The following is a 13868-nucleotide window of genomic DNA, read 5'->3' as shown; positions in this document are numbered from 1 at the left end:
GGTACTGGGTGGGGCGTAAGTCTATGCCCCTCACCCTTGCCCCAACGCCAGTAGGTTGCGCCTGACATGGGGGTGCGTTTGAGGAGGCTGTCCAGATTATGGGACAGCCTTTCTGCATTTTAGTACAGGCGTAATGCCTGATAGGACAACTGCCCTGGCGGGACTGTCTGCTTATGCGGGCAATTCAGGGGGTGAATGGAGACAATTCAAAGGCATTGAAGGTGGTTTCTTCTTTTATTTCATCAGCTTGCTGCTGCTGGCCCACACATTGCTTTAGGCCAAGATAGCGTGACTATTCTGCAAAAGGCTCAAAACTCGGAGATGGCGTTATGCCCCTGCATCTGCATTATCTGAAGCCCATAGGCAGCGCAGCGTTATTAAGCATCTTCTTGCTCGCATGTGGCGGTAATACGTCAGATGACAGAAATGTGAAACCCAGCTGGCTTGGCGATATCGTCAGTCAAAGCTACGACGGCAATAGCGACGACCTTTTGACCGCTGGTTTGGGCAAAACCGGCTTGGCGGGCGTACGGCCAAACTTTGCCAACCCTGCAGCGCCAACCGCTGCCGAGTTGCGGCGCGATGCGATCTACAACAACTATCGTGCCTTGGTGGATATGACCATCACCGGTGGTTATAGCCGCTTGTACGGGCCTAATATCGACACATCGGGCAACGACACATTGGGTGAAGGCAAGATTGCAGGCACGGAGTACAGCGCGTTCGCCGATGATGGAACCGGTAGGCAGAATGTCACGCTGATGGTGCAAATCCCTGCCAGCTTCGATAAGGCCAACCCCTGTGTGATAACGGCGACCTCAAGTGGGTCGCGCGGGATGTACGGTGCGATTGCCACGGCGGGTGATTGGGGCCTTAAACATGGCTGTGCCGTGGCTTATGCCGACAAGGGGAGCGGCATGGGCGTACACGACCTGAATACCGATACGGTCAACTTGATGGATGGCACGCGTGCGACGCGGGCAGTTGCTGGTTTACGCGCCAACTTTACGGCGGGTCTGAGCGAGGCGGAATTGGCGGGATTCAATACAGCCTATCCAAACCGATTGGCAGTCAAACATGCGCATTCACAGCAGAACAGCGAAAAAGACTGGGGCCGCGATACCTTGCGTGTCGTGGAGTTTGCCTTTTACTTGCTGAATGAAAAATACGCCGCGCCTGCCGCAGCGGGGGGCAAGAAGGCCGACTACGCGACGCCAGCCAGTGTCACGGTGATAGCCGCTTCGGTCTCGAATGGCGGTGGTGCGGCGTTGGCGGCGGCGGAACTCGACAGCAAAGGCTTGATCGACGGGGTAGCGGTGGGTGAACCGCAAGTACAGCCCAAGGATATGACCGGTATCAGCATCCGGCAGGGTAGCACCATGCAGGCCAGCATCGGCAAGCCGCTGATTGACTACATCACCTTGGCCAACCTTTACCAGCCCTGCGCAGTGCAATCAGCACGCCTCGCTGGCGCTAATTCCGCCTTCAACACAATCGATACCACCCTGGCGGCAAATCGTTGTGCTGCACTGGCGGCCAAGGGATTGGTTACCGGCAGCACCCTGGCAGCACAAGCCGATGCTGCCTATGACAAACTGATCGCAGGCGGCTGGGTGGCTGAGGCAGACGCGTTACATGCCAGCCACTATGGGTTGAATGCCTCACTGGGTATTGCAATGGCGTATGTGAATGCCTACGGTCGTTTCAGCGTCATCGACAATCTGTGTGGCTATAGCTATGCCTTTACCGATGCGACCGGTAACGTAGTCGCTTCCCCTGCGGCCAGTCTTGCTGCGGTCTTTGGTAACGGGAATGGCGTGGCGCCTATGGCAGGTATTTCGGTGGTCAACAACCTCAGTGTGGGCGGAGCCAAGGCAGACGCCAATTCGATTTCGGCTTCCACCAACACAGCGGATTACAACGTGGATGGGGCCATCTGCCTACGTAAGTTGGCGACAGGCCTCGATTCGAGCACTGGTATGGCGTTGACCGGTGCGGAGAAGGTACAGGCTGATCGTGTCGCTGTCGGTGTGAAGGCAGCCCAGCGCAGCGCCAATCTTCAAGGCAAGTCAGCCATCATTGTTACCGGCCGCGCCGATGCATTGATTCCGGTGAACCATGCTGCACGGGCCTATTACGCCTTGAATCAGAAAGTGGAAGGGCTTGGTTCCAGACTCAGTTATATCGAGGTGACTCATGCCCAGCACTTCGATAGTTTTTTGGGGCTGAGTGGTTTTCCAACCCGCTTTGTGCCCCTGCATGTTTATGCCGGCCAAGCGCTTGATGCAATGTGGCGGCACCTCAAGACGGGAGCTGCGCTGCCTAAGAGCCAGCTGGTGCGCACGACGCCGCGTACGGTTGCTACCGACAATCTTACCAACACCAATCTACCCGGTATTGTCGCCAACCCCGCGGCAGGTGAGGCGATTACTTACTCGGGCGGGGTGTTAACCCTGCCTGACTAGTTGGAAAGCAGCCGTACTGATTGCCGTTGTATTGAATATGGGTTCTGCCGAAGTGCGGAGGGTAGGACCTGGCCATAGCGTACTCCGCAAATGCTGGGTGGCGGTCGTTGCCAGACATAAACCACCACGCCGGGGCGGCTTAGCTGCTCCGGCGTTTTTTTGCCTGTGCAACTCCCCTTGAAGTGGGCTTATCCAGGCGCATCTAGATATAGAAAACACCGACAGACTAACGCCACATGAAGGTGAGGCCGCTGTGACCACAACGTTGAAAATTGATTTCGTCTCTGATGTTTCCTGCCCTTGGTGTGCTATCGGACTGAAGTCACTCGAACAAGCTCTGGCGGGGCTCGATGGTCAGATCGCAGTGAAAATTCATTTCCAGCCGTTTGAGCTGAACCCGCAAATGGGGTCCGCGGGGCAGGATATTGCTGAGCACCTGGGCGAAAAATATGGTTTGGGTGAAGCACAACTGGCGCAAAATCGGGAAGTGATTCGCCAACGGGGTGCCGAAGTCGGTTTTGCCTTTGGTATACGTAATCGCATCTACAACACGTTTGATGCGCATCGCCTGTTGCATTGGGCGGGTTTGGAGGGACGCCAGCTTGAATTGAAGCACGCGCTATTCAAGGCCTACTTTACTGATGGCGAAGACCCCAGCGACCATAGCGTATTGCAACGATTGGTAGTTGAAACAGGGCTCGATACGGCCCGTGCGGCCGCCATACTGGCTGGCGATGAGTTTGCTGACGAAGTGCGCGCGCAAGAACGGTTCTTCCAACAGAATGGCATTCATTCGGTGCCTGCCGTCATCATTAACGACCGCCACCTGATATCGGGTGGGCAGCCGCCTGCCGTGTTCGGCAAGGCATTGCAGGAAATTTTGGCGGCCTAGCGGATGTCGTTAGAGGCTGCAAAGCCCATTCGAATACGATTATCTGGGGGCTCACGCCGGTGAAAGGTATACGGGCCCAACAATCTTTTGCTTTAAGGAGCATAGCAATGTTGATAAGGAGCATAGCAATGTTGACTACTCCCCTTGCCGATGCACGTCTCGATGCTTTATCTGAAGCCGACTTTGAAGCGGTGACCCGTTTGGGCGAGGTGATCTGGCGGGCGCACTATCCAAAAATGATCAGCATGGCGCAGATCGATTACATGCTGGCGGGACGTTATACACCCGACAAACTGCGGGCGTATCTAAATGCGGATGACCGTTGGATGATGCTGCTGAAACTGGCAGATAAACCCATCGGCTATTGCAGCTATGCGCGTACCCCCACACCGGGCGAGCTGAAGCTGGAGCAGCTCTACCTATTGCAGGAATACCAAGGGCAGGGCCTGGGCCGTTTGATGTTGCGCCATGTTGAATCCCGGGCGCAGGCGTTGGGGCTTGGGGTGCTGCTGCTGCAAGTCAATAAACACAATGTCGACGCTATTGCCGTCTACAAAAAAACAGGCTTCACCGTGCGCGAAGCGGCTGTTTTTGATGTGGGGGGCGGATTTGTCATGGACGATTATGTGATGGAGAAGGTGCTTTAAATCTGCCTTGGGTGATCACCTATACAGGAATAGCATTGCGGCTGAATCAGATAAGCCCACCAGGTTGAGAAGGGATAGGAAAGCCCGTGAACCTCGGATACGGTATGGCGTGCAGGGAGCTGCAGCACTTCCGGCTGGCTCCATGCAGAAACTCCGCCAGGGGTAACTTGCCCCCGTGATTTATGAGCAAGAAATGGCTGCAAAAGAACCAATTGGCGTGTCCGAAAATACTTGACCACTACACTGTAACCGGTTGATGGAACCAAATCAGTATAACGGGACCAGCAAATGCCCCCTGTAGCAGGCACTATGTCCCACTCTTGCAGTTCACAGAAGACTAGCGCCAGTTAGCGGCTAAAATGGGTGGAAGTGGCGTTTATCTTGTTGTTTTATGATGTATGCCTAAATGCTTTCTTTAGTCCCATTTTTTTGAGGTAATAACATGTGTCCAAAGTGGTTTGTTCTAACTGCATTTATCGCATTCTCCAGCAGCGCCCTTGCTGCCGATCCGAACGAGAAGCAGTGTGCTCAGATGGTTGAAGGTGTTCTTCAGCGGATGGAAATTATGGCCAAGCAGTCCACTGAAGTGCAGAAATTTCAAGGCCTTACCGCTGCCGAAATCACCGCCATGCGTAAGGCCAAGGGCGACTGTGCAACACAGCAAGAGTTATTGAAACGCGTTGTGGTCAACTAACGCGCAACCCAATTACCGCTCTAGCCAGTAAATCAGTTTTCTTGTTTTGTACTGGGAGTTATCGACCGCTTTGCCAAGCCCCCTTGGCTGATAGCTGTCGATGGCTTTTGGCTGCGTGTAAAAAGCAGTGCGTCTGGACAGGCTGCATCCAACGTAGCCTATCTAGTGATTAATCCCTGGGAAGTAGCGTGTGTTACCGCGATAGCGGCTTTACGCTTCAAGCGCCCATTCTGCTGCCTTGCTGGCGTGAATGCGGGTTGTGTCGAACAAAGGGACCGAAGCGTCTTCCTGCCCGACCAGCAGCGAGATTTCGGTGCACCCCAAGATGATGGCTTCTGCGCCTTGGGTCACAAGGGTGGCCATGACCCGACGATATTCGCTGCGGGATTCATCCATGATTTTTCCTTGGCACAGTTCTTCGTAAATAACACGGTGAACGATGTCGCGGTCTGACGGGGTCGGGGTCAATACCTGAAGCCCGTGGCGGTCGTGCAGCCTGTGTTTGTAAAAATCCTGCTCCATTGTGAAGCGTGTGCCCAGCAAGCCTACGGTCGAGAATCCAGCATGCTTGATTTCGTCGGCGGTGGGGTCGGCAATGTGGAATAAGGGGATACCCACTGCTGCTTCAATGGCAGGTGCGACCTTGTGCATGGTGTTGGTGCATAGCACGAGGAAGTCGGCCCCGGCGGCTTCCAGTGCGCGCGCTGCATGTGCGAGTAATTCACCCGCTGCCTGCCAATTGCCCGCATGTTGCAGCCTTTCCACCTCATGGAAGTCAACGCTGTAGAGCACTACCTTGGCCGAGTGCAGGCCGCCTAATCGTGCCTTGATGGATTCGTTGATTTGGCGGTAATAGGGCACGGTGGATTCCCAACTCATGCCACCTATTAGTCCGATGATCTTCATGGTGATGCCTCGTTCTGCGCATTGAATGGAATCTGGTGGGACGATCAGGCGCGTTCCAAACCATAGCTTGCTAATTTTTCATACAGCGTTGCACGACCAATGCCGAGAACGCGCGCAGCGTCGCTCTTGTTGCCTTTACTGGCGGCAAGCGCGGCGCGGATGGCTTTGACCTCGGCTTGTTTGACGGCTTCGGCCAGTGGCAGGGTAGGGCTGTCGGCAGCTGGGCAGTTGGCGGCGGGGAAGTCGGCAGGGGTGAGTTCGGCGTGGTCGGCCAGCATGGTAGCTTGTTCAAGCGCATTGCGCAGTTCACGCACGTTACCGGGCCACGCTTGGCAGGCCAGCCAATCAATTGCTTCCGGGCTTAGGGTTTTGCGTGAAGTGCCGGTACGCAAGGAGATATCTTTCAAGAGTTTCTCGGCTAATGCCGCAATGTCTTCGCTACGGCCTCGTAAGGGGGGGAGGGGGATGGGCAGTACATTCAGGCGGTAGAATAAGTCGGCGCGGAATTGGCCAGCTTGGACCATGGCATACAGGTCACGACTGGTAGCGGCAATGACCCGGACATCGATTTTGATCAGCTGGTTGGCCCCGAGCGGTTCGATTTCCATTTCTTGCAGCACACGTAATAGTTTGGCTTGCGTGGTGAGGGGGAGATCGCCGATTTCGTCGAGAAAAATGGTGCCTCCCTCCGCCAACTTGAATTTGCCGTCGCGACCACGGCGGTCGGCACCGGTATAGGCCCCCGGAGCTGCGCCAAACAGTTCGGCCTCTAGCAATGTGTCGGGTATAGAGGCAATGTTGAGAGCGACAAAGGGTTGGTTGGCGCGAACGCTGGCAGCATGGATGCTTTGCGCCAGCAGCTCCTTACCGGTACCGGTTTCACCAAGCAGCAACACAGCCGCGTCCAGACGGGCTGCGCGTCTACCAAGGTCTTTCATGCGTTTGCAGATGGAGCTGTCGCCTATCACGTCGGCAAAGGTATAGCGCGCGGTGCGGTCGCGGCCGATGTCACGGCGAACTTGCAAGCGGCCTTGTTGCAAGCGGCTGAATTTATCCACCAAGGGTTTAAGCGGTTGCCATGCGTCGTACAGCATGATGCCGCCGGCGCCAATGACGAGACCATCTTCGCCCATGATGGGGAAGCGGGAGACGACGAAAGTGCGGTCGCGGTAGGTCATGAAGTCGAGCAGGATAGGCTCGCCGGTACGCAGCACCTCAGGCAGCTTGGTGTTGGGCAGCAGTTCGTTGATGCGCTGGCCGATAATACGGTTGGGGTCGCTGATACCCAGTATCTCGGCATAGTGTGGGTTGATCCAGACGACGCGAGAGTCGGTATTGATGACGACGGCACCAGCGAATTGCCGTTCGAAAACGTCGAAGAACGCGCGCTGAAGCACCTCGTGTAATGCGGGGTGGGGCAGCGCGTGGGCATCTGGCAGGTTAAGGCCGAGTTTCATCATTATGTGACTTTGGCTGTTGTCTCCTGGGGCCGATGGTACGCGAGCTGGCGCTTGATTGGGTTGAGTACTAATTGTCCCTGTTGCATGTTTTTATTTGGCGTGGCTGTTTGATCGGTACAAGGTAATGCAAACGCCCTGCAAAGCAGGGCGCCGAAGGACCAGGTGCTGAGTGTGGGGTTAGTGCTGTAACGTTGGGTAATCGGTGTAACCGCGTTCATCACCACCGTAAAAGGTGCTGGGATCAGGCGTATTCAATGCGGCGCCCTTGGCGAAGCGAGCTACTAGGTCTGGGTTGGCAATAAATGGGCGTCCAAAGGCAATCGCATCAGCTTTGCCTGTCTGAATCATGGCCTCTGCTTTTTCTGCGTCGTAGTTGCCGCAGTAGATCAGTGCTCCCTTGAAGTCTCGACGCAATGCGTTGCGGAACTCATCGGATAGGGCAGGGCCGCCAGCCCAGTCTGATTCGGCAATATGCAGGTAAGCCACGTTGCGAGCGCTAAATTGCTTGGCCAGATACAGACCCATTGCATCAGGCTCGGTGTCCTGAATGTCGTGCAAAGTGAAGGAGGGTGATAGACGTATGCCTACCTTGTCGGCACCGACCTCGGTGGAGATGGCATCGACGACTTCCAACAACAGGCGGGCCCGATTCTCCAGGTGTCCACCGTAAGCATCGGTACGTTGGTTAGTATTGGTGGCAAGGAATTGATGCAGCAGGTAACCGTTGGCAGCGTGGATTTCGACAAAGTCGAAGCCGGTACGTACGGCGCGGCGAGCAGCTTGGACATAGTCGGCGATGATGCCGGGCAACTCGGTGGTTTCGAGGGCACGTGGCACATCTGTGGGCAAGTTGGCTGGGGTGCCATCGGGTTGAATCACAAACGTCTTGGTCCCTTCTGCACGTATTGCAGAGGGAGCAACCGGCGCTTGGTTATCAGATTGCAGCAGACGGTTTGAAACACGGCCTACATGCCAGAGCTGGAGGGCGATACGGCCGCCCGCGGCATGCACATGCTCAACGACGTTTTTCCAACCTGCTTCCTGTGCGTCGGTATACATGCCGGGCGTCAGGGCATAACCCTGGCCCTGACGGGATATTTGCGTGGCTTCTGAGATGATCAGGCCGGCAGTACTGCGCTGGGCATAATAGCCGGCATTGAGTTGAGTGGGGACATCTCCGGGCTGGCTTGCGCGTGACCGGGTCAACGGCGCCATGAGCACCCGGTTTGCCAGGGGGGTGGCGCCAATACGGATGGGTGTAAGCAGCTTGTCGGTAGACATAATCAAATCCTAAAATAGACTGGTCGTCTATAAAATAGAGACAAAAAATAGCCCAAGGGCTGGTTTGTATTCCCGACCAAAAACAATGGCCGTTTACCTGCTGATTTCGACTCCCCAAACAACCCAGATACCTGTCCACATTACCAAGGACCACAGTGCAGCAAAGAATGCGTAAGACTAGACGACGGTGAGCAGGCTCTGGATTTTGTTTCAGCGGTTATTTGCTGCGTTTGAATATTTCGGTGACCTGTTCACCTCCGGCACCCCAGTTATCGGTTTCGACTTCTTCGATCACGACAAAGGTCTGGGCGGGGTTCTTATTCAGAACATCCTGCAATAGCTTGGTGACGCCAGCGATGAGTTCCATCTTCTGCTCTTTGCTGACACCTGGGGGCGTTACCTTGATATTGACAATCGGCATGCTGATTCCTTTAAGCAAGTAGTAAGTCGGTTGCGTGGCGGGCCGCCGTAAAGGCGGTTTGGTTGTGCTGTACCTTGGCCACAAGGGCCGCCCCCAGCCAGAGCTGATAGAGCGATGCCGCCAAGGTATCGGCTGCGGTGCCGGGTGGAATGGAGCGATCCGCCCGGCCAATGACAATACATGCAGCGAGGCGTTCGACAATGCCCGCAATGCCGCGTTCCAATTCCTTGCGCATGGCTGCGGACAAGTCACTTACCTCTCCTGTCAGCTTGACAACCAAGCAGCGTGATTCGCAGTTTGTTTCGCCGGGCAGCGCATCCCAGTTGGAGAAAAAGGTTTCGAGCTTGCTACGGCCATTTAATGCCGTATTGGCCACGATGCCATCAAGGGTACCAAGGTAATTGGCGAAGAACCGCTCCAACAACGCCACGCCATAGCCTTCCTTGGATTCGAAGTAGTGATAGAACGAGCCCTTGGGCACGCCAGCCGACCCCAATATTTCTGCCAACCCGACAGCCGCAAAGCCTTTGCCGAGCATGATCCCTTCGCCGGTGGCGAGCAGATGTTCACGAGTGTCGTCGAAGTGTCTTTCCATCATGATCGTATCCTAACCCCTAAATAGACCAGTCGTCTAGTGTAATTTTAAGTAAATCGCGTTGACAGGTAATACCGGTAGTAAGGGTGGTAGCTGGCCGCGTGGAGAGGGGGATGACGCACAGTTCGGAAGGTATGGGTTGCCGTTCCATCTACAACCCTACCTTTAATGGGGGAGTAAACATTAGGACGTTAACTAAACTCTTTCAACCGCCGTTGGTCGAGTTGTGAGCGATATCGGGAGACGAGTGAGAAATGAGGGAACTTATGCGTGCTGATTGTATCTTTCCTGCGCTTTACTTTTCCCCCAGTGTTGGCAGTGCTTTTAGGTATAAAAACTAGAACCAGAGCGGTTTTTAGAGGTGTTTACCCCCTTTAAGCCAAGCGGGCTAACATGTCTATATTTCAAGATGAAGTTATAGACCTACCGTTCGTCGGCTCGACCCCGTTGATTTTTGACCTTCCCCCCTATTCTTGACTACTACCACATAGGCCTGTGCCGAATGCACAGCTCGATTTTTGCATCGCGTACCGAGAGCGTAATCGGAGTGTGTTCCCTGATTACGCGTCGTCCCCTGCAGATTGCATTTCCGTGTCCAGTCAGCGCAAAGCCAAAACTATCGCGGCTGGAACGGGGGGTTGTTTGAATGTGAGACGAACCCAAAAGTACAAGCAAGTTGCGGCTTGGCGCAGTTTGCGAGCAACGGTGCCTTGAACTTATCCGGTTTGGGGTGCGGGGCGGTTGGGTAGGCCGACTATCACGGTGAGCTCGACCAGATTTGGGGAATTTTCCCCGGGTGAGGAGCGGAGGAAGTCAGTCATGAAGCCATTGCTTTGCGCAGTTGCACGTCCTGCAGTTTTGTCGATCCTGTTAATGGGGGCCTGGAATGCAATGGCCGCTGAACGAGTCGATTTGGAAAGCTATACCGTCGATCAACCGCATGTCCCAACCTTGACCAGTGGTCAGGCCGGCGTGCAGGCCATGTTGGGTTTGGCTGCCGGGGAGTTAAAACCCCTGCGTAGCCAGACCTACGCCAACGGCAAGGTGGTAACGCGCTATCAGCAGTATCACCAAGGCATACCGGTATTGGGTGAGTCGATCGTGGTGGATCAACCATCTGTCACAGCACAACCTGCATTCAGTGGCACCTTGCTCAGGGGGGTGACCAATGACTTGCCCCAAGCCAAGCCTACTTTCAAGAGCGCTGATGTACTCAGCCAGGCCAAAACCTTGGCCCGTGTGCAAGGTGCAACCGAAAATGACCAGGCAACGCTCTACGTCACACTCGACAAGAACGTCGCACGCTTGGTCTATGTGGTGTCCTTTATGGTCCCGAACGCAACTAAACCCAGCCGTCCTTTCTTCTTGATCGATGCCACGACAGGGGCCGTGATTAAGCGTTGGGAAGGCTTGGCCCACCGTGACGCAACTGGCCCTGGTGGGAATACCAAGACCGGCCAATATGAATACGGCGCAGACTTTGGCCCGCTTGTGGTAACGGACGATTGCAAGATGAACAGCGGCAATGTCATCACCGTCAACCTCAATGGCGGTACCAGTGGCTCGACACCGTATCAGTTCGATTGCCCACGTAATACCGTCAAGCAAATCAACGGTGCCTTCTCGCCGCTGAATGACGCACATTACTTCGGTAATGTCGTGTTCAACATGTACAAGGATTGGTTCAATCTTCGTCCAATCAGCCAGACCTTGACCATGCGAGTGCATTACAGCCGCAATTACGAGAATGCGTTCTGGGATGGCAGTGCCATGACATTTGGTGATGGCGCCAGTACGTTCTACCCATTGGTATCGCTTGATGTATCGGCCCACGAAGTTAGTCACGGGTTTACCGAGCAGAATTCAGGCCTTGAGTATGACAATATGTCCGGTGGTATGAATGAGGCCTTCTCGGATATGGCTGGTGAGGCGGCTGAGTACTACATGAAGGGTACCAATGACTTCAAGGTTGGTGCCGAGATCTTTAAAGCCAGTGGTGCGTTGCGTTATATGGATGATCCTACGCGTGATGGCCGTTCGATTGGCCATGCCAAGGATTACAGTGACGACCTTGATGTCCACTATTCCAGCGGTGTTTACAACAAGGCGTTTTATCTGCTGGCTAACCGCGCAGGGTGGAATACCCGCAAGGCATTTGAAGTGATGGCAGATGCCAACCGCCTGTACTGGAAGAATGACAGTACGTTTGACGAAGGTGCTTGCGGGGTGGAAAAAGCAGCTGAAAACCGTGGCTATCCAAAAGCCGACGTGACGGCTGCATTTAATGGGGTAGGGGTAAGTTGTGTTGTTACACCACCGCCAGGCAGCAATGTTCTGGCCCGTGGCGTACCTGTACCTAACCTTGCTGCCGGCAAAGGTGGGCAAATCAAGTACACCATGGTTATTCCTGCCAGTGCCAGCAACCTTACCTTTAAGATCTCAGGTGGTTCGGGCGATGCAGATATCTACGTTAAGTTTGGTTCTGCACCAACGCTGACTTCATACGACTATCGGCCATACAGGTCGGGTAATAATGAGACGGTAACCATCCCAACACCGAAGGTTGGCACCTACCACATCATGTTGAATGGCTACAGCGCGTTCAGCGGCGTAACCTTGGTGGGGAATCACCGTTAAGCCCCTTTGCCCGCCCCATCTGGGGCGGGTTTTTCATTTAAATGGACTATCGACGCCTGTGATCCAGGTTACAGGCTGAAGGAGCATTCCGTATGCAATACAAGCTGCTGACCCTGCTTTTGGCTGGTGCGTTTATGTTCAGCCCAGCGCAAGCTGCCCCAAAGAAGATCTGGATTACCGTCGGTGATGCAGCCTATGCCCAGTTGCAAAAACTGGCACCGGAGGTTGTTGCCTCCGAGAGTCAAGTCATGGCAGGTAGTGTTGGGAACAACCCGTCCGCGTTGGCGAACCCAGAGGCGTCGAAACTGGAGCGCGCCCATGTGGTTGAAGTCGATGAGTCATTGTTGTTTGGTTTGAGCGAGGCGGTACATCACGAGTTGAACCGCTGTGGCGGCTTTATGGCTCATAGCAGCAAGGAAGAAGCATTGGCAGCGTTGCAGGCTCCCGCTACTCTGCTGGAATCCAGCCGCCCCAGCTATACGATTGATAATCAAGCGACGGTGAACCCACTCTTGCCGCAGATGCAAGACAGCAATATCGCCGATACAATCGCCAGCTTAAGTGCGTTTACCAACCGTTATTACACCACCACCCATGGGGTGAATGCCTCCAACTGGCTGATGCAACGCTGGCAGCAGTTGGCCGGTGGGCGTACCGATGTGACGGTTGAGCAGTTCACCCATAGTGCCTATCCGCAAAAGTCGGTCATCCTCACTATCAAGGGTACCGACAACGCCAATGAAGTCGTGGTGTTGGGCGGCCATCTTGATTCAATCAACGGTAGCGGCACGACTGAAAATACCCGCGCGCCGGGGGCCGATGACGATGCATCGGGCATTGCCAGCCTGACCGAGGCGTTGCGAGTGATGCTGGCCTCTGGCTATAAACCACGCCGTACCATCAAGTTCATGGGTTACGCTGCTGAAGAACGCGGATTGCTCGGCTCGCAGGATATTGCCAAGAAGTTCAAGGCCGACAATATCAATGTGGTGGGGGTGATGCAGCTGGACATGACCAACTACAAAGGCTCGGCCAACGATATCTATATCTATACCGATTACACCGACAGCCAGCAGAACACCTTTGTAACCAATCTGATCACCACTTACTTGCCCACGCTGACAATAGGTACCGATCGTTGTGGTTATGGCTGTTCAGATCATGCCTCCTGGTATAACCAGGGCTATCTGACTTCCATGCCTTTCGAAGCTTCATTCAACCAAGATAATCCCAATATCCACACCGTCAACGATACCTACGCCAATATGGGTAACCAGGCGCAGCATGCGCTCAAGTTCAGCCGTCTGGGCCTGGCCTTTGCGGTGGAATTGGGGAGTGATGGTGCTGCGGTGCCTCCCCCTGGCGATAAGGTGGAGACCTTTACCGGTAATCTGGGCAAGGGACAAAAGATGAACCTTGGTCCCTTCAAAGTAGGCGCTGGCGGGAAGTTTTTGGCGGATATGACAGGCACGGGTGATGCCGACCTCTATGTACGCAAGGGGAGTGCGCCGACTACCAGTTCCTATGATTGCCGGCCCTATAAGAATGGTTCAACGGAAAGCTGCACGCTCAACCTGACTGCAAATGGTGATGTCTACGTGATGCTGAACGGCTATGCGACTGCGTCCTACAACCTGAAAGTGACCTACCGGACGCAGTAAGCTGGCAATTACCGAGTTTGTTTGTTTCCTGTTTATAACCAACCCAACAAAAGTCCAGCTGAAAAGCAGGGCTTTTGTTGTCTTGTGCGCCCAGCATGGGCGCACTCCTGCGGGTGGAAGTCCCGCCGTAAGTTGATCACAGCGAACGAAGTGAAGCGCAACTGCGTGAGGGCGACCGAGCGTGGGAAGGAAGCGTGGATCGTAAACCG

General features: G+C 54.7%; 11 protein-coding genes. 6 read left to right on the top strand and 5 right to left on the bottom strand.

The features are described from left to right. The first annotated feature begins 329 nt into the window (after window positions 1-329). The 4 genes from CSQ89_RS16480 to CSQ89_RS16465 all read left to right on the top strand — a co-directional run bounded on the left by CSQ89_RS16480 (window position 330) and on the right by CSQ89_RS16465 (window position 4698). The gene (locus tag CSQ89_RS16480; protein WP_099407200.1) at window positions 330-2465 is read left to right on the top strand and encodes a 3-hydroxybutyrate oligomer hydrolase family protein; all 2136 of its coding nucleotides are present in this window, start codon (window positions 330-332) and stop codon (window positions 2463-2465) included. Between the two features lie 253 nt (window positions 2466-2718). Then, window positions 2719-3357, top strand: coding sequence for a DsbA family oxidoreductase (locus CSQ89_RS16475; RefSeq protein ID WP_099407199.1), 639 nt, complete (start codon window positions 2719-2721; stop codon window positions 3355-3357). Window positions 3358-3485: 128 nt separating this feature from the next. Then, window positions 3486-4004: a GNAT family N-acetyltransferase gene (locus CSQ89_RS16470; protein WP_158229019.1), complete on the top strand. Its 519-nt coding sequence runs from the start codon at window positions 3486-3488 to the stop codon at window positions 4002-4004. 442 nt (window positions 4005-4446) lie between these two features. Further along, the gene (locus CSQ89_RS16465) at window positions 4447-4698 is read left to right on the top strand and encodes a hypothetical protein (RefSeq protein ID WP_099407197.1); all 252 of its coding nucleotides are present in this window, start codon (window positions 4447-4449) and stop codon (window positions 4696-4698) included. Between the two features lie 210 nt (window positions 4699-4908). Here CSQ89_RS16465 and CSQ89_RS16460 read toward each other — a convergent pair whose 3' ends face one another. The 5 genes from CSQ89_RS16460 to CSQ89_RS16440 all read right to left on the bottom strand — a co-directional run bounded on the left by CSQ89_RS16460 (window position 4909) and on the right by CSQ89_RS16440 (window position 9364). Beyond that, window positions 4909-5604, bottom strand: a complete 696-nt coding sequence (locus CSQ89_RS16460) for an aspartate/glutamate racemase family protein (RefSeq protein ID WP_099407196.1) — start codon at window positions 5602-5604, stop codon at window positions 4909-4911. Window positions 5605-5648: 44 nt separating this feature from the next. Further along, on the bottom strand, window positions 5649-7064 hold the full coding sequence (locus CSQ89_RS16455) for a sigma-54 interaction domain-containing protein (protein WP_233203246.1): 1416 nt from the start codon (window positions 7062-7064) through the stop codon (window positions 5649-5651). Window positions 7065-7241: 177 nt separating this feature from the next. Continuing rightward, the gene (locus CSQ89_RS16450) at window positions 7242-8345 is read right to left on the bottom strand and encodes an alkene reductase (RefSeq protein ID WP_099407194.1); all 1104 of its coding nucleotides are present in this window, start codon (window positions 8343-8345) and stop codon (window positions 7242-7244) included. 217 nt (window positions 8346-8562) lie between these two features. Continuing rightward, window positions 8563-8766 carry a tautomerase family protein gene (locus tag CSQ89_RS16445; RefSeq protein ID WP_099407193.1) on the bottom strand — a complete coding sequence of 68 codons (204 nt, stop codon included), beginning with the start codon at window positions 8764-8766 and terminating at the stop codon, window positions 8563-8565. Between the two features lie 10 nt (window positions 8767-8776). Further along, the gene (locus CSQ89_RS16440; RefSeq protein ID WP_099407192.1) at window positions 8777-9364 is read right to left on the bottom strand and encodes a TetR/AcrR family transcriptional regulator; all 588 of its coding nucleotides are present in this window, start codon (window positions 9362-9364) and stop codon (window positions 8777-8779) included. 816 nt (window positions 9365-10180) lie between these two features. Between CSQ89_RS16440 and CSQ89_RS16435 the strand changes: the two genes are divergently transcribed. Both CSQ89_RS16435 and CSQ89_RS16430 read left to right on the top strand, forming a co-directional pair. After that, the gene (locus CSQ89_RS16435; RefSeq protein WP_099407191.1) at window positions 10181-11998 is read left to right on the top strand and encodes a M4 family metallopeptidase; all 1818 of its coding nucleotides are present in this window, start codon (window positions 10181-10183) and stop codon (window positions 11996-11998) included. Between the two features lie 92 nt (window positions 11999-12090). Next, on the top strand, window positions 12091-13659 hold the full coding sequence (locus CSQ89_RS16430; RefSeq protein ID WP_099407190.1) for a M28 family metallopeptidase: 1569 nt from the start codon (window positions 12091-12093) through the stop codon (window positions 13657-13659). Window positions 13660-13868: the final 209 nt, after the last annotated feature.

Source organism: Chitinimonas sp. BJB300 (assembly GCF_002735695.1).
Classification (GTDB): Bacteria; Pseudomonadota; Gammaproteobacteria; order Burkholderiales; family Chitinimonadaceae; genus Chitinimonas.
The sequence above is the reverse complement of the archived record's forward strand: the minus strand, read 5'-3'. Positions and strand labels throughout refer to the sequence as shown.

What these genes read in the sequence shown, in the direction of transcription:
- CSQ89_RS16480 (WP_099407200.1), top strand. Translation starts at nt 330, where the DNA reads ATGCCCCTGCATCTGCATTATCTGAAGCCCATAGGCAGCGCAGCGTTA.
- CSQ89_RS16470 (WP_158229019.1), top strand. Translation starts at nt 3,486, where the DNA reads ATGTTGACTACTCCCCTTGCCGATGCACGTCTCGATGCTTTATCTGAA.
- CSQ89_RS16465 (WP_099407197.1), top strand. Translation starts at nt 4,447, where the DNA reads ATGTGTCCAAAGTGGTTTGTTCTAACTGCATTTATCGCATTCTCCAGC.
- CSQ89_RS16460 (WP_099407196.1), bottom strand. Translation starts at nt 5,604, where the DNA reads ATGAAGATCATCGGACTAATAGGTGGCATGAGTTGGGAATCCACCGTG.
- CSQ89_RS16455 (WP_233203246.1), bottom strand. Translation starts at nt 7,064, where the DNA reads ATGATGAAACTCGGCCTTAACCTGCCAGATGCCCACGCGCTGCCCCAC.
- CSQ89_RS16450 (WP_099407194.1), bottom strand. Translation starts at nt 8,345, where the DNA reads ATGTCTACCGACAAGCTGCTTACACCCATCCGTATTGGCGCCACCCCC.
- CSQ89_RS16445 (WP_099407193.1), bottom strand. Translation starts at nt 8,766, where the DNA reads ATGCCGATTGTCAATATCAAGGTAACGCCCCCAGGTGTCAGCAAAGAG.
- CSQ89_RS16440 (WP_099407192.1), bottom strand. Translation starts at nt 9,364, where the DNA reads ATGATGGAAAGACACTTCGACGACACTCGTGAACATCTGCTCGCCACC.
- CSQ89_RS16435 (WP_099407191.1), top strand. Translation starts at nt 10,181, where the DNA reads ATGAAGCCATTGCTTTGCGCAGTTGCACGTCCTGCAGTTTTGTCGATC.
- CSQ89_RS16430 (WP_099407190.1), top strand. Translation starts at nt 12,091, where the DNA reads ATGCAATACAAGCTGCTGACCCTGCTTTTGGCTGGTGCGTTTATGTTC.